This window comes from Agromyces neolithicus (assembly GCF_039529735.1).
Taxonomy (GTDB): Bacteria; Actinomycetota; Actinomycetes; order Actinomycetales; family Microbacteriaceae; genus Agromyces; species Agromyces neolithicus.
Map to the genome: position 1 here is coordinate 448,626 of NZ_BAAANJ010000001.1, position 14,865 is coordinate 463,490.

The 14,865-nt window shown below is 70.0% G+C and carries 17 protein-coding genes; 4 read left to right on the plus strand and 13 right to left on the minus strand.

What is annotated here, in order from left to right; all coding sequences use genetic code 11:
* Positions 1–13 precede the first annotated feature (13 nt).
* Genes ABD164_RS02130 through ABD164_RS02150 form a run of 5 tightly spaced genes read right to left on the minus strand, consistent with a single transcriptional unit; the run spans position 14 to position 4,114 of the window.
* On the minus strand, positions 14–412 hold the full coding sequence (locus tag ABD164_RS02130) for a Fur family transcriptional regulator (RefSeq protein ID WP_344292923.1): 399 nt from the start codon (positions 410–412) through the stop codon (positions 14–16).
* Positions 409–1,251, minus strand: a complete 843-nt coding sequence (locus tag ABD164_RS02135) for a metal ABC transporter permease (protein WP_344292925.1) — start codon at positions 1,249–1,251, stop codon at positions 409–411. The genes ABD164_RS02130 and ABD164_RS02135 overlap by 4 nt, the downstream gene beginning before the upstream one ends.
* A complete protein-coding gene (locus tag ABD164_RS02140) occupies positions 1,251–2,210 on the minus strand; it encodes a metal ABC transporter permease (RefSeq protein ID WP_344292926.1) in 960 nt (319 codons plus the stop codon). Before ABD164_RS02140 ends, ABD164_RS02135 begins: the two co-directional genes overlap by 1 nt.
* 46 nt (positions 2,211–2,256) lie before the next feature.
* On the minus strand, positions 2,257–3,036 hold the full coding sequence (locus tag ABD164_RS02145) for a metal ABC transporter ATP-binding protein (RefSeq protein WP_344292928.1): 780 nt from the start codon (positions 3,034–3,036) through the stop codon (positions 2,257–2,259).
* A gap of 4 nt (positions 3,037–3,040) precedes the next feature.
* Positions 3,041–4,114 (minus strand): metal ABC transporter substrate-binding protein, encoded by a 1,074-nt coding sequence (locus ABD164_RS02150; protein WP_344292930.1) that lies wholly within the window; start codon positions 4,112–4,114, stop codon positions 3,041–3,043.
* A 161-nt stretch (positions 4,115–4,275) separates the two neighbouring features.
* Here ABD164_RS02150 and ABD164_RS02155 point away from each other — a divergent pair, with 161 nt between their 5' ends.
* Complete coding sequence (locus tag ABD164_RS02155) at positions 4,276–4,761, plus strand: GNAT family N-acetyltransferase (RefSeq protein WP_344292932.1); 486 nt, start codon at positions 4,276–4,278, stop codon at positions 4,759–4,761.
* Positions 4,762–4,919: 158 nt separating this feature from the next.
* Here ABD164_RS02155 and ABD164_RS02160 read toward each other — a convergent pair whose 3' ends face one another.
* The 4 genes from ABD164_RS02160 to ABD164_RS02175 all read right to left on the minus strand — a co-directional run bounded on the left by ABD164_RS02160 (position 4,920) and on the right by ABD164_RS02175 (position 9,751).
* Complete coding sequence (locus ABD164_RS02160) at positions 4,920–6,356, minus strand: dihydrolipoamide acetyltransferase family protein (protein WP_344292934.1); 1,437 nt, start codon at positions 6,354–6,356, stop codon at positions 4,920–4,922.
* 56 nt (positions 6,357–6,412) lie between these two features.
* Positions 6,413–7,396 carry an alpha-ketoacid dehydrogenase subunit beta gene (locus ABD164_RS02165; RefSeq protein ID WP_344293377.1) on the minus strand — a complete coding sequence of 328 codons (984 nt, stop codon included), beginning with the start codon at positions 7,394–7,396 and terminating at the stop codon, positions 6,413–6,415.
* Between the two features lie 98 nt (positions 7,397–7,494).
* The gene (locus ABD164_RS02170; RefSeq protein WP_344292936.1) at positions 7,495–8,628 is read right to left on the minus strand and encodes a thiamine pyrophosphate-dependent dehydrogenase E1 component subunit alpha; all 1,134 of its coding nucleotides are present in this window, start codon (positions 8,626–8,628) and stop codon (positions 7,495–7,497) included.
* Between the two features lie 16 nt (positions 8,629–8,644).
* Positions 8,645–9,751: a histidinol-phosphate transaminase gene (locus ABD164_RS02175; RefSeq protein WP_344293379.1), complete on the minus strand. Its 1,107-nt coding sequence runs from the start codon at positions 9,749–9,751 to the stop codon at positions 8,645–8,647.
* Between the two features lie 50 nt (positions 9,752–9,801).
* On the opposite strand from ABD164_RS02175, the gene ABD164_RS02180 reads away from it, so the two are divergent.
* Positions 9,802–10,185, plus strand: a complete 384-nt coding sequence (locus ABD164_RS02180; RefSeq protein ID WP_344292938.1) for a phage holin family protein — start codon at positions 9,802–9,804, stop codon at positions 10,183–10,185.
* Here ABD164_RS02180 and ABD164_RS02185 read toward each other — a convergent pair.
* The 4 genes from ABD164_RS02185 to ABD164_RS02200 form a co-directional block, all read right to left on the minus strand.
* On the minus strand, positions 10,160–11,629 hold the full coding sequence (locus ABD164_RS02185; RefSeq protein ID WP_344292940.1) for an alpha/beta fold hydrolase: 1,470 nt from the start codon (positions 11,627–11,629) through the stop codon (positions 10,160–10,162). The two genes, ABD164_RS02180 and ABD164_RS02185, sit on opposite strands and share 26 nt — an antisense overlap.
* Positions 11,614–11,949, minus strand: coding sequence for a hypothetical protein (locus ABD164_RS02190; RefSeq protein ID WP_344292942.1), 336 nt, complete (start codon positions 11,947–11,949; stop codon positions 11,614–11,616). The genes ABD164_RS02185 and ABD164_RS02190 overlap by 16 nt, the downstream gene beginning before the upstream one ends.
* Positions 11,950–12,068: 119 nt before the next feature.
* Complete coding sequence (locus ABD164_RS02195) at positions 12,069–12,512, minus strand: phosphotransferase (RefSeq protein WP_344292944.1); 444 nt, start codon at positions 12,510–12,512, stop codon at positions 12,069–12,071.
* Positions 12,464–12,730: a hypothetical protein gene (locus tag ABD164_RS02200; RefSeq protein WP_344292946.1), complete on the minus strand. Its 267-nt coding sequence runs from the start codon at positions 12,728–12,730 to the stop codon at positions 12,464–12,466. Before ABD164_RS02200 ends, ABD164_RS02195 begins: the two co-directional genes overlap by 49 nt.
* A 96-nt stretch (positions 12,731–12,826) precedes the next feature.
* On the opposite strand from ABD164_RS02200, the gene ABD164_RS02205 reads away from it, so the two are divergent.
* Both ABD164_RS02205 and purB read left to right on the plus strand, forming a co-directional pair.
* Positions 12,827–13,354: a low molecular weight protein-tyrosine-phosphatase gene (locus tag ABD164_RS02205; protein ID WP_344292948.1), complete on the plus strand. Its 528-nt coding sequence runs from the start codon at positions 12,827–12,829 to the stop codon at positions 13,352–13,354.
* The gene (gene purB / locus ABD164_RS02210) at positions 13,351–14,733 is read left to right on the plus strand and encodes an adenylosuccinate lyase (protein WP_344292950.1); all 1,383 of its coding nucleotides are present in this window, start codon (positions 13,351–13,353) and stop codon (positions 14,731–14,733) included. Before ABD164_RS02205 ends, purB begins: the two co-directional genes overlap by 4 nt.
* Positions 14,734–14,865 lie beyond the last annotated feature (132 nt).

The window sequence follows — 14,865 nt, forward strand, 5'->3', positions numbered from 1 at the left end:
CTGCGCGCCCCGGTCACTCCCCCGCCGCGAGCCTCGTGCAGTTCTCGCACAGGCCGAAGACGTCGACCACGTGTGCCGCCTGCGTGAAGCCGTGGCGTGCGGCCACGCGCTTCGCCCACGCCTCGACCTCGTCGGCCTCGATCTCTACGGTGAGCCCGCAGTTGCGGCAGATGAGGTGGTGGTGGTGCGCGGTCGTGGTGCAGGCACGGTAGAGCGACTCGCCCTCGGGGGATTGCAGGGAATCTGCCTCACCGCTCGTGGCGAGGTCGCCGAGCGCCCGGTACACCGTGGCGAGGCCGATGGGCGATCCGCTCGCATGCAGCGTGGAGTGCAGCGCCTGGGCGCTGATGAAGCCCTCGGTGGCGTCGAGCGCCTCGCGGACCGCCTCGCGTTGCCACGTGTTGCGTTTCATGCGATTCGTGCGTCCTCTGCGGTCTCGACGGGAATGTCGACTCGCTTCCACGGTAGCCCCCGCACCTTGGAGATTCCCAAGGCGAGCAGGAAGAAGGCGGTGGCCGCCAAGGCGATGGCCGGTCCTGCCGCGACCGCGTACGCCCGCGATGCGAGCACGCCGATCACGCCCGATGCCGCGCCGATCACCGGCGCCGCGAGCAGCACTCCGCGGAACGAGCCGACGACGAGGCGCGCGCCCGCGGCCGGGGCCGCGATGAGGGCGATGGCGAGGATCGCACCGACCGCGGGGAGGGCGCTGACGACGGTTGCGGCGGTCAGGGCGAGCACGAGCAGGTCGACCGGCCACTCGCGGTAGCCCGCGGCCCGGAACCCGGCGGGGTCGAAGGTCGAGAAGGCGATCTCCTTGCCGACGAACGCGACCGCGATGAAGGCGATCAGCGCGACGGCGGCGGCGAGCGCGATATCGGCGTCGCTCACGGTGAGGATCGAGCCGACGAGCAGTGATTCCGCCTGCACGGGGAGTCCGGGAATCATCGCCTGCAGCAGCGCCCCAGCGGCGAATCCACCGGTGAGCACGATGCCGGCTGCGACCTGGGCGCCCTGCTGCCGAATACGCGCGATGCCGGCCATGACCGCGACGAGAATGACGGATGCCGCTGCCGCGCCCGCGGGCACGCTCACGCCGAGTGCTGCAGCGGCCACGGCACCGGGGTAGGTGCCGTGGGTGAGCGCCTGGGCGAAGAAGGTGCGGCGGCGCAGCACCACGAGGGCGCCGACGAATCCGGCCCCGGCGCCGATCACCACCGCGGCGAGGAGCGCGCGCTCGAAGTAGCCCATCAGCGCCCCTCCCCCGCGGCACCGACCGCCGATCGAGTAGGCGCGCCCGACGAAGGAACAACCGTCGGTCGAGTAGCGCCCGACGAAGGAGGACGCGTATCGAGACCCGCACGTATACGCCCGGCCGCGAACGACCCCAGCAGCACCAACGCGTACCCGACCACGAACACCCCGACGATCGTCGCCCCGGCCGGAAGGTCGACGCCGGCGCCGACCGACAACGCGAATCCGGCGGCGAGACCGAGCCACGAGCCGACGGCGGCGAAGAGTGCAGCGATCGGGAAGAGCCACCACAGCCGGCGCGTGGTCAGCCGCGCCACCGCGCCGGGCACGATCAGCAACGCCAGCACGAGCAGGGTGCCGATCGTGCTGGCGGCGGCGACCACGACCAGCGCGATCGACGCGTTCAGCACGAGGTCGAGTGTGAGCGGCGAGTTGCCGGCCGCCCGGCTTCCCCGCGCGTCGAACGCGCGGAACAACTGCTGCTTCAGCGTCACTGCGGTCGCCGCGAGCGCAATCAGGCTCACGACCACGAGCGGCACGACCTCGCCGGGCGGGATCGTGAGCACCCGCCCGAACAGCAGCGCCTCGAGCGCACCGGTGTAGTCGTCGCTCTTCGACACCACGATCACGCCGATGCTGAACGTCGCCGTCAGCACGATGGCGATCGCGGCGTCGGCGGTGATTCCGGCCCGGTCGAGCCAGGTCAGGGCGACCGCACCGGCCAGCGCCGCGATCGTCGCCCCGGGCACGAGGCCCGCGGTTCCTCCGACCACGAGGCCGATCGCGAGGCCCGGGAAGACCGCGTGCGTCAGGCCGTCACTGATGAACTCGAGACCGCGCAGGTTCACGAGCACGCCGACCACGCCCGCGACGACGGCGAGCACGAGCATCACGAGCAGCGCCCGGCCCATGAACGGGATCGAGAACGCGGCGAAGAGCGCGTCGGTCAGGGACATCCGATCGCACTCCCCCACGCCGTCTCGGCGTATGCCGACGGCGGCATCAATGACCCTCGTGACCTGGCACGACGACGGTGTGCTCGTCGATCTCGACCTCGACGCCCTCGAAGCACTCCTGGATGTTGCCGAGCGTGAGCACCTCGTCGACCGGTCCGCACGAGACTTGCGTGCCGTTCACGAGCACGACCGAATCGCATACGAGCCGAGCGAGCTCGAGGTCGTGTGTCGAGACGAGCACCGCGACCCCGTCGCGCTTGAGCGAGCGGATGGTGTCGACCAAGGCATCGCGATTCGGCTGGTCGAGACCGTTGAACGGCTCGTCGAGCAGCAGCAGTCGCGGCTCGGAGGCGAGGGCGCGGGCCAGCAGCCCGCGCTGACGCTGGCCGCCCGAGAGCTCGCCGAACGGGCGCGCGCCGAGCGAGTCGAGGCCGACCGACGCGAGGGCGCGGCGCACGGCGGCACGGTCGGCGCGGCCCGGCCAGCGGAAGAGACCGAGCCCGCGGTAGCGACCCTGCATGACGACCTGTTCGAGGCTGATGGGGAAGTCGGGGTCGAGGTCGGCCGACTGCGGCAGGAACGAGACTATGCCGTGTCGGGCATGTGCCTGCGTGTCACCGGGCATGCCGCCGATCTCGATCGATCCCGCGGTACGCGGCACCAGCCCGAGAATGCCCTTCAGCAGGGTCGACTTGCCGGCGCCGTTCGGGCCGATCAGTGCCACCGCCTCACCGGCGGCGATCTCGAGACGCAGACCACTGACACCCCCGCCCCCGGGATGCGTGAACGCGGCATCGACCAGCCGCAGCACAGGTGAGTCGGTCATGGCGTCATCCTTGCAGGGCCGCAGGGAGCGTGGAAGGCTCGACGCCCCACGATTCGAGGATCAGCCGCGCGTTGTGCACCTGGCTGCCGACGTAGGTCTCGCCCTCGCTGCCCGGCTGGCCGAGCGAGTCGCCATACAGCGCGTCGTCGCCCGAGTACACCGAGACGCCTGACTCGGCCGCGATCGTCTTGGCCGCCTTGGGCGAGATCGAGGCCTCTGAGAACACCGCATCGACACCCGTGTCGCGGATCTTCGCCACCAGCTCATCGATCTCGGCGGCGCTCGGCTCTGCATTGTCGTCGAAGCTCGGGATGATGCTTCCGATGAACGTGACGTCGTAGGCGTCGACGAAGTAGGTGAACGCGTCGTGATTGGTCACGAGCAGTCGCCGCTCGACGGGCACCGTGGCCACGTTCTCGCTGATCCACGCATCGAGCGCGTCGAGCTGTGCTGCGTAGTCGCGCTCGTTCTCCTCGATCTCGGCGGCATCGACACCCGGCACCTCGGCGAGACCGTGGGCGATGTTGTCGACCATACGTTCGGCGAGCTCGGGGTCGGTCCAGATGTGCGGGTTGCCGTCGCCATGGTCGTGGGCCGCGTGGTCGTCGGCATGGTCAGCGTGGTCGCCGTGATCGTCGGCATGGTCAGCTTGGTCTGCGTGATCGTCGCCGTGGTCTGCGGTGCCGAACAGCTCGATGCCCTCGCTGGCGTCGATGAGCACGCCGTCGAACCCCGAGGCGTCGATCGCGTCGTCGAGCCAGCTCTCGAGCCCGCCGCCGTTGACGACGACGGCGTCGGCGCCCGCCAGGGCGAGCAGCTGCCCGGCCGACGGGTCGAATCCGTGCGCCCCCTGCCCGGGTGTGAGCAGCTGGGTCACCTCGGCCGACGAACCCACGAGTTCACGCGTGAAGTCGCCGACCTGCGTCGTCGTCGCCACGATCGCCGGGCCTTCGGCTCGGCTTGCGGATGTCCCGGGGCTGGCGCAACCCGCGAGCACGAGCGCGGCCGCGGCCAGAGTGCCGCCGGCGATCAACAGTCGCATCGGACGGGTCGCATCGGGTCGTCGGAGGCGGCTCATGCTTCGAACGTACGCTTATTGATAATGATTGTCAAAACCAGTAGTCGCCCGCCGGTCGAGTAGCGAGCGACGAAGGAGCACGCGTATCGAGACCTCGTGCGTCCACGTCATCCTGTGGAGAAGGCTGGCAAGTGTCGCAGGTCCATGCAAGAGTGAAGTACGTGGATACGACGACGACCCCCATCACGTTGCATCCGTTCACCCCCGACGACGCGCAGCGCATGCTCGCCGGCGAGGTCGACCCGCACGACGGGTGGGAGGGCGCCTACGCGTTCACCGATGAGCCCGAACTGCTCTCGGAGTACGTGCGCGCGGTCCAGGAGAACGGCGATCCGGCCCCCTTCGGCCCCTACCTCGTGCGGCGCGGCCGCGACGGCGCGGCCATCGGGGGAGTGAACCTGTTCGGCCCGCCCGGCGGCGACGGCGTCGTCGAGTTCGTGTTCGGGCTCGTGCCCGCCGTGCGCGGCGAGGGCCTGTCGCAGCACGCGGTCGCCGCGACCGTCGACCTCGCCCGGTCGACCGGTGCCCGCGTGGCACGCGCCGAGACCGAGGTCTCGAACCTTCCCGCGCGCCGCGCGCTCGAAGGCGCCGGATTCGCCGAAGCATCGCGCACACCCGACGCGATCACCTACGAACTGCGCCTCTAGCGGCCGGATCCAGTTCCGCGCGTTCGCGCCCTCCGTTCCGGGGGTGCTTTCCCGCCATTCCGGTGCGCTTTCGGGCCGGATTCTGGCGCGAAAGCACCCCCTGAACGAATCTCGCAGGCGCGAGTGCGGTGCGCGGGGCGCAGGCGGGGATGCGCGCGCTACTCGAGCAGCAGCGCCGGCTCCTCGATGATCGACGCGACGTCGGCGACGAACCGCGACACCACGTCGCCGTCGACGACGCGGTGGTCGAACGACCCGCCGATCGTGGTCACGTAGCGCGGCCGCACCTCGCCGTCGACGACCCACGGCTTCTGCTTGATCGTGCCGAGCGCGACGATGCCGACCTCGCCCGGGTTCAGGATGGGCGTGCCCGTGTCCATGCCGAAGACGCCGATGTTCGTGATCGTGATCGTGCCGCCCTGCATCTCGGCGGGCTGCGTCTTGCCCTCGCGGGCGGTGAGGGTCAGCTGCTCGAGTGCGGCCGCGAGCTCGACCATCGACATGTCCTGCGCGTTCTTCACGTTGGGCACGATGAGCCCGCGCGGCGTGGCCGCGGCGATGCCGAGGTTCACGTAGTGCTTGACGATGATCTCGTCATCGGTCCACTGCGCGTTGACGGTCGGGTTGCGGCGCACCGCCCAGATCATCGCCTTCGCCATGATGAGCAGCGGAGAGATCTTGATGCCGGCGTAGTCGGGTGACGCCTTCAGCCGCTTCAGGTACTCCATGGTGCGCGTCGCGTCGACGTCGACGAAGACCGAGACATGCGGCGCTTGGAATGCGCTCTGCACCATCGCTCTCGCGATCGCCTTGCGCACGCCCTTGACGGGGATGCGGGTCTCGCGGTCGGCGGGCGCCTCGGGCGTCTGGATGTTGCGGAACACGCTGGCCTGGCTCGCCTCACGAATGACGTCGTCGCGCGTGATGTCGCCGATCGGGCCGGTCGCGGTGACCCGAGACAGGTCGACGCCCAGGTCTTTCGCGAGCTTGCGGATGGGCGGCTTCGCGATCACGGGAACGTGCGGCTCGGCAGTTGCCTCGGTGCGAGGGGCGGATGTCGCAGCCGGCGTCGCACCGGCCGGCGCAGCCGGCACCACCGAGGCCGAGGACACGGTGGTGGGCGCGGGCGCTGCAGGACCGGGCGCGGGCGGCGCGGCCAACGTCGTGTGCGCACCGGCGGGGGAGGGGTGACGGCGCCGGCGAGTGCTCACCGGGCCCGATGCGCCGTGCCCGACGAGAACCGCGCCGCCCTCGTCGGCTCCGCCCGTCGGTCGAGTAGGCGGCGAAGCCGGTGTATCGAGACCACCTTCAGACACGGGCGCGGTCGGCGCTGACGAGTCGGCCGCGGCCGGGACATCCGTCTGTATCACCAGGATCGGTGTGCCGACGTCGACCGTCTTGCCCTCATCGACCAGCAGCTCGGACACCACGCCCTCGAACGCGCTCGGCAACTCGACGAGCGACTTGGCCGTCTCGATCTCGACGAAGACCTGGTCGAGCACGATGCGATCGCCTGGGGCGACACGCCATTGCACGATCTCAGCCTCGGTGAGGCCCTCGCCGACATCTGGGAGGGGGAATCGGATCTCGCTCATATCTGTCTTCTACCCTCGCAGTCGAGTTATGCCGCTTGCGACATGTGCGGTCGTGTTCAGTAGGCCAGTGCTCGGTCGACCGCCTCGAGCACCCGGTCGGGGCTCGGCAGGAACTCGGTCTCGAGTGCGGCCGGCGGGAACGGCGTGTCGAAGCCCGACACCCTCAGCACCGGCGCTTCGAGCGAATAGAACGCCCGCTCGGCGACCGTCGCCGCGATCTCGGATCCGATCGAGACGTTGCCGTACGCCTCTTGGGCCACGACGAGCCGGCCGGTGCGGTTGACCGAGTCGAGCAGCGGGCCGTAGTCGATGGGGGAGAGCGATCGAAGGTCGACGACCTCGAGGCTGCGGCCCTCTTCGGCCGCGATGTCTGCCGCCTGCAGCAGGGTCGAGACCATGGCGCCGTGACCGACGAGGGTGACGTCGGTGCCCTGCCGCACCACACGGCTCGCGTGCAGGGGAAGCCCCGAGTGGTCGAGGTCGACGGGGCCTTTCGGCCAGTAGCGGCTCTTGGGTTCGAAGAACAGCACCGGGTCGTTCGAGGCGATCGCCTCTTGAATCATCCAGTACGCGTCGTGCGGGCTCGACGGACTGACCACGCGCAGGCCCGGAGTGTGCGCGAAATACGCCTCGGGGCTCTCTTGGTGATGCTCGATCGAGCCGATGTGACCGCCGTACGGCACGCGGATGACGATCGGCATCGAGATGGTGCCGTCGTGGCGCAGGGTCTGGCGCGCGAGCTGCGTCGTGATCTGGTCGAAGGCCGGGAAGATGAATCCGTCGAACTGGATCTCGATGACCGGCCGGTAGCCGCGCATCGCGAGCCCGATCGCACTGCCGACGATGGCCGACTCGGCGAGCGGGGTGTCGAGCACGCGCCGGTCGCCGAACTCGGCCGAGAGCCCCTCGGTGACACGGAACACACCGCCGAGCGGTCCGATGTCCTCTCCCATGAGGAGCACCTTCTCGTCGCCGAGCAGCGCCTCGCGGAGGCCGGCGTTGATGGCTTTCGCCATCGAGAGGGTGTGCACCCCGCGCATCTCGCCCGCATCGGCCGGTTGAGGCGCCGAAGGCGTCTCGAGACCCGAAACTCCGTCCGCAGCATCCGTCACGCGAACCTCCTGATCGATGCCGGCGCTCATTCCGCGTCTCCGTCGAACGAGTTCTCGAACTCGTCGAGCCACGCGGCCTGTTCGGCCATGAGCGGGTGCGGCTCGCTGTAGACGTGGGCGAAGATCTTCTCACGCGTCGGAACGGTGATCTCGAGCGCTCGACGCCGCACGTCGGCTGCGACATCCGCTGCCTCTTCGTCGACCTCGGCGAAGAACGCCGCCGATGCGCCCCGGCTCTCGAGCCAGGTGCGGTAGCGCGCGATCGGGTCGCGCTGCTGCCAGTATTCGACCTCGGCATCGGTGCGGTACTTCGTGGGGTCGTCGGCGGTGGTGTGCGCGCCCATGCGGTAGGTGAGCGCCTCGATCAGGCTCGGCCCATCGCCGGCGCGTGCCTCTTCGAGCGACTGGCGCGTGACGGCGTAGCTCGCGAGCACGTCGTTGCCGTCGATGCGCACGCCCGGCATGCCGAAGCCGCCGCCGCGCAGCGAGAGCGGGCTGCGCGACTGGCGCGACACGGGAACCGAGATGGCCCACTGGTTGTTCTGGATGAAGAACACCTGGGGCGTCTGGTAGCTCGAGGCGAACACGAGCGCCTCGTTGGCGTCACCCTGCGACGTCGAGCCGTCACCGTAGTACACGAGCACGGCCGCGTCGACCTCGGGGTCGCCGGTCGCCGCGGCGCCGTCGAACTGCAGCCCCATGGCGTAGCCGGTGGAGTGCAGCGTCTGCGACGCGAGCACGAGCGTGTAGAGGTGGAAGTTGCCGTTCTCCTCGGGGTTCCAGCCGCCGAGGGTCGCGCCGCGGAACAGCGCGAGAATGCGCACCGGGTCGAGGCCGCGGATCATGCCGACGATGTGCTCGCGGTACGAGGGGAAGATGTGGTCTTGGGGGCGAGCGGCGTGCGCCGAACCGACCTGGGCGGCTTCTTGCCCGAGGCTCGGCACCCAGAGCGCGAGCTGGCCCTGCCGCTGCAGGTTTGCACCGGCGACATCGAGTCGACGTGACACCGTCATGTCACGGTGGAACCGCTGCAGGGTGGCGTCGTCGAGCGCCTCTACGAGGGGAAGATAGGCCTCGGCCTCGGGCGTCGCACGCAGCTCGCCCTCGGGGGTCAGCAGCTGGACCGTCGGCGCGGTGAAGTCTCTCTCGCGGGCTGGCACCGTTCCACGCTACCCGCTAGTCGGCAGCCCCTTCTTGTGAAGCCGGTACAAGCTCACCCAGAATCCTGAGGAGGATTTCGACAGAGGCCTCCTCACCGATCGACACCCTGATGCCGTCGGGCGGGAAGGCCCGCGTCACCAGCCCGGCGTCGAACAGTCGCTCGGCGACGGCCGCCGTGTCATTACCGCTGGGCAGCCAGACGAAGTTGCCCTGTGCCTGCGGAATCGCCCAGCCCTGGGCGATGAGCGCCGCGCGCAGGCGGTCGCGGCGCTCGACGATCACGTCGACACGCTCGAGCAGCTCGGACTCGGCGTCGAGCGACGCGATCGCGCCGGCCGCCGATGCGGCGGTGACGCTCAGCGGGATCGCCGTCGAGCGGGCGGCGTCGAGGATCGCGATGGGTCCGATCGCGTATCCGACGCGCAGCCCCGCGAGGCCGTAGGCCTTCGAGAACGTGCGCAGGATCACGAGGTTCGGGTAGCGGCCGATGAGGGTGCGGCCGTCGACGGATGCTTCATCACGGACGAATTCGATGTACGCCTCGTCGAGCAGCACGAGCAGGTCGTCGGGCACTGCGACCATGAACCGCTCGAACTCGTCGGCCGTGACGACCGTGCCGGTGGGATTGTTCGGCGAGCAGACGATGACCACCCGCGTGCGGTCAGTGACCGCGGCCGCCATGGCATCGAGGTCGTGCCCGTGGTCGGGGCGATTGGGCACCCGCACGCTGGTCGCACCGGCGACGGTGACGAGCCCCGGGTAGGCCTCGAACGAGCGCCACGAGTAGACGACCTCGTCGCCTGGCGCTGCCGCCGCGGTGATGAACTGGGCGATGAGCGACACCGAGCCCGCCCCGACGATGACCTCGTCGGCGGTGACGCCGAACCGCTCGGCGATGCGCTCACGCACGGCGAGCGCCGTGGCGTCGGGGTACCGGTTGATCTCGTGCGCGCTCGCGGCGACGGCCTCGACGACGCCGGGCAACGGCTCGTGCGGATTCTCGTTGCTCGAGAGCTTGAAGCCGTCGGCTGGGGCCGGGCGCCCCTGACGGTATGCGGGAAGGGCGGCGATCTCGGGGCGGAGTCGAACGCTCGCGCCTGGCTGCTCCGGTGCGGTCACGATTTCCACCGTACCCCTTCGCCCCGCCGCACCTCTCTGCCAGAGTTGAACCCATGCGGTTCATCGTCAAGGTCATCGTCGTCGCGTTCGCCCTCTGGCTCACGACGTTCATCGTCTCGGGTGTGCGAGTGGTGCCATACGAGAACACGCAGCTCGCGACCGTGCTCACCTACCTGCTCGTGGCCCTCATCTTCGGCCTCGTGAACGCGATCGTCGGCACGTTCATCAGAATCGTCGCGTTCCCCGTCTATGTGCTGACGCTCGGCCTCATCTCGTTCATCGTGAACGGCCTGCTGCTGTTGCTCGTCGACTGGATCAGCGACCTGCTCGGCTTCGGGCTCGTCGTCGAGAGCTTCTGGTGGGGCGTGCTCGGGGCACTCGTGCTCGGCCTGATCAGCTGGCTCATCGGGCTCATCGTGCGTCCGTCGAAGAGCTGACGTCGCGGGTCGCCTTCCATTCGGTCACGTCGCCGGTGCCGCCGCCCGTGAATCCCACGAGTTCGCGGAACGCCGTAAGACGCTGCTCGTCGGACTCGTCGATCAGGGCGGCCGTCGCGCGATAGCGGGCCAGTTCGTGCGCCGGCAGGGCCGAGTCGTACTCGGTGCCCCCTTCGAGCACGCTGCGTGAGACGGTGAGGCGTTCGTCAGACGGATGTCCCGACCCGCCGACCGCCGGAACGATGTCTTCGTCGTGCTCGATCGAGAGCACGGGCACGCTCTCGATCGTCGGCGCCGACGCGACGGGACCACCGAGGTTGACCGCCCCGACGATGTTCAGCTCAGGGTCGGCCGCGAGCTTCGCCGCGATGATGCCGCCGCCCGAGTGCCCGACGGGCATCACGGGGTCGCCGGGGGAGACCCCAGCCGCCTCCATCGCCTGCCGCACCGCCCGCTCGCCCGCACCCGACTCGGCACCCGCGGTGCGCAGTTCGTCGATCCACGAGTCATCAGCGATACCGAAGACATTGGCCGACATATCGAACGGCTCGTCGCCCGCGACGAGCGACGATTCGACCGTGCCGCTGACGTACACGACCCAGCGAGGTTCGTCGGGCTCGCCGTACCGCTCGATGCGGATCTGTGGTCCGTCACCCGACGGCACCCGGTTGGCGAGGTCGCCGACGCCGGTCGGAGCGGCGGCCATGCGCACCGGCGCGGCCGCCGGGTGCCCCGGTGGTGCGCCCACGCCGGGCACTGCGCGTGTCACCGAGACCGGGCCGTCGACCAGCACCTTCGTGCCGAGCAGCGCAGTCAGCCAGAGCAGCACCGCCGCGCTCTCGGGCGCGCCGACGAATTGGCCGATTGCGCCATAGCCGGGCACACCGCGGGCGCCGGCGATGAACTCGTCGAACGAGTCGGCGGCTACGCTCACCAGTCGCACGAACATCGGATCGGAAAGCACCCCTCGCTGAGAAGCAACCCACTCGTCGAGCGGCGTCTGCCCCCCGAACACACCGCGCCATGCGACGTTCGCGCCGAGACCGACCGCCAGCCCCACCCCGTGCAGTGAGAACAGGTGCGCGCCGAGCATTCCCGCGAGCAACCCGCCCCCGGCCTTCCAGAAGCCGTCGATGGTGCGCTCGGCCCACCCGTAGGTTTCGGCGCTGGCGATGAGCGCCGCCCGAAGCTCGTCGGCCGTGCCGCCGCACCGACCAAGCGCCCGCTCGACGCGACGCATCGCGTCGGCCGGTGCCGGCTCGGCCCAGCCGCCCAGGCCACTGTCGAACGCCACGGCGTCGAGTTCAGTCGTGAGGGTGGCGGCGCGGGACGCCCAGTCGTCGATCACTCCGGCCGCCGCGCCCAGCCTCGCGGCATCGACGAACAGCTCGTCGGTCGCGACCGTGGTCTCGCCACCGCCCGAGATCGTCAGCGTGTCGCCCACTCGTACCTCCCCGATTCGGCACGCTCGTCGAGCTCGGTCTGCAGGCGCCGGATGAGTTCATCGAGCTGCGTCTCGGCCGCACCGAGGGCGACACGCAACTCGTCGAACTGCGACTGCAGCTCGACGAGACGTTCGGCGTATCGGTCGGCGGCGGTCGATCGCCACCCGCCGGTGGCGCGCGGGACGAGCCCGGGCATGGTCTGCTCGACCTCATCGCGGAATGCCCGCAGGCGCGCGCGCAGGTGCACCGCCTCGCCGACGTGATCGGCGGTCACGGTGCGACCCGTGACCAGCGCGAGGAACCGGTCTGTCTCATCCATGCCGTCGAGTCTGCTGCGACGGCGACGACCGCGGCTCCGACCGCCCTGCGCCGGTGGAGGGTCGGCCGCCGGCTCCAGCTGTCGAGGATGAGTGGCCCCGCTTCAGTGTCGGGCTCGCCCTAATCGGCTGGGCTGACGAGCTGGTCGAGCGCGTACGCGGCAACCTGCCCGAGCGGGCCCCTCGTTCCGGCCGCCTCGACCACCGCACTCGCGATCACGAGCGCCCACCCGCGCGCCCGCTCCCAGGTCGCGGCGTCGACCGGCATGCGCGCCTCGATCTCGGCGCGGAACACGCACCGCCCCTCGGGCCCGAACGTGAGCCACGCCGTCGCGAGATCGGTCGCCGGGTCGCCGGCGGTCAGGTCGCCGAAGTCGATCACCGCTTCCAACCGACCGGATGTCCCGAACAGCAGGTTCGCCGGATGCAGGTCGCCGTGCACCCACAGCTTCGGGCCCGACCACTCGGGGGCGGCGAGCGCACGCTCCCAGAGCGACACCAGCCGCGAGGCATCCGTCATTCGCCCACCGGCCAACCGGGCGCGCATCGTGTCGTCACGCTGCACGAGCGGCACGCCTCGATACGCGTTGTGCGGGGCTTCGCCACCGCGAGCACCCGCCGGGGGAGCCGCACCGCGAGGTCGTCGCCGAGGCGGAAGATCGCGTTGTCCCAGCCGTTCGCCACCAGGGTCAGCGGAGCCGCGAGATCGGGATGCTGCGACGACACCAGCCGCGCCGCGAGCTCGGCGTCGACGTGGAAGTCGGGCGGCGGGGCATCCGCCATCTGATCGCTCCCTCTCTCGCGGCACGCCAGCCTACCGCGCCTACCGCGCCCGAACTGGGGCTGTGCGAAGCGGCGTTCTCGTCCAGAATGGAACCCATGACGCGAGCGGGGGCCACGGGTCGAGCCGCGCAGCAATTCAGGGTGTCGTTCGTGTGCACCGGCAACATCTGCCGCTCACCGATGGCCGAGGTCGTGTTGCGCACGCTCGTCGACGACGCCGGACTCGGCTCGCGGATCGCCATCGAGTCGGCGGCGACCGGCGACTGGCACGTCGGCGAGCCCGCCGACCAGCGCACCGTCGACGCGCTCGCGCGCGCCGGGTACGACGGCAGCCATCATCGTGCCAGGCAGTTCGACGCCTCCGACTTTCCGACCCTCGATCTCGTCGTCGCGTTCGACCGCGGCCAGGCCCGCATTCTGCGCAACTGGGCGGGCTCGACGACCGAGCAGCAGAAGGTGCGGTTGCTGCTCGAGTTCGCCGGCGATCCGAGCGGCCCGCAGGATGTACCCGACCCCTATTACTCCGACGCGGCGATGTTCGATCGAGTTCTTGGCATGATTGAACGGTCGACTCAGGCGCTCTTCCGCCAGCTCGCTCCCGCTCTCAGACAAGGAATCCGATGACTTCGCTGCCTCCCCAGCCGCTCAGCCCCCTTGACGGCCGGTACCGGTCGGCGGTCGGTTCACTCGGCGAGCACCTCTCAGAGGCGGGCCTCAACCGGGCGCGCGTGCACGTCGAGATCGAGTGGCTCATCGCCCAGACCGACCGCGGGTTCTTCGGCACTTCGCCGCTGCCGGCCAACCAGAAGGCTGCGCTGCGGCAGGTCGTCACCGACTTCGGCCAGGCCGACATCGACGAGCTCGCCGCGCTCGAGGCGACGACCCGCCACGACGTCAAGGCCGTCGAGTACTACGTGCGCCGCCGCCTCGACGACCTCGGGCTCGAGCACATCGCCGAGCTCACCCACTTCGCAGCCACGAGCGAAGACATCAACAACCTCTCCTACGCCATCACCGTGCGCGACGCCGTGCAGCAGGTGTGGCTGCCGAAGTTCCGTGCCGTTATCGCCGCGCTGCACGAGCTCGCCGTCGAGCACCGCGACGCGGCCATGCTGTCACGCACGCACGGTCAGCCGGCGACGCCGTCGACCATGGGCAAAGAGCTCGCGGTCTTCGTCTACCGGCTCTCGCGCATCGCCGCGCAGGTCGAGGCGAGCGAGTACCTCGGCAAGTTCTCGGGTGCGACGGGCACGTTCTCGGCGCACGTCGTCGCCGCACCGGATGTCTCGTGGCCGTCGGTTTCTCAGGAGTTCGTCGAGTCGCTCGGGCTCAGCTGGAACCCGCTGACCACCCAGATCGAGTCGCACGACTGGCAGGCCGAGCTCTACAGCCGCATCTCGCACGCCAACCGCGTGCTGCACAACCTGGCGACCGACATCTGGACCTACATCTCGCTCGGCGCGTTCCGCCAGATCCCGGCGCCGGGCGCGACAGGCTCGTCGACGATGCCGCACAAGGTCAACCCCATCCGCTTCGAGAACGCCGAGGCGAACCTCGAGCTCTCGTCGGCCGTGCTCGACTCCCTCGCCGCGACACTCGTCACCTCTCGCCTGCAGCGCGACCTCACCGACTCGAGCGCGCAGCGCAACATCGGCGTCGGCTTCGGGCACTCGCTGCTCGCGCTCGACAACATCCAGCGCGGGCTCGGCGAGATCGACCTCGACCTCGCCGTGCTCGCCACTGACCTCGACGCGAACTGGGAGGTGCTCGGCGAGGCCATCCAAACGGTCATCCGCGCCGAGGTCGTCGCCGGTCGCTCGACGATCGCCGACCCCTACGCCATGCTCAAGGAGCTCACCCGCGGCAAGCGCGTCGGCGCGACCGAGCTGGCCGAGTTCGTGAACGGCCTCGAGATCGGCGACGACGCGAAGCAGCGATTGCTCGCGCTCACGCCGGCGACGTATACAGGTATCGCGTCGGGGCTCGTCGACCGGCTGCCGTAGCGCGGCCCAGCGCGCCGCGCGGCGCCGAATTGCAGGACGATCTGCGCGACGCGCCGAAGCGGGACCGGCGTGCCGCGCGAATAGTCCTTCGACTCAGTGCATCTCGACTGGGCCGCGCGCCCCGCTTGGGCC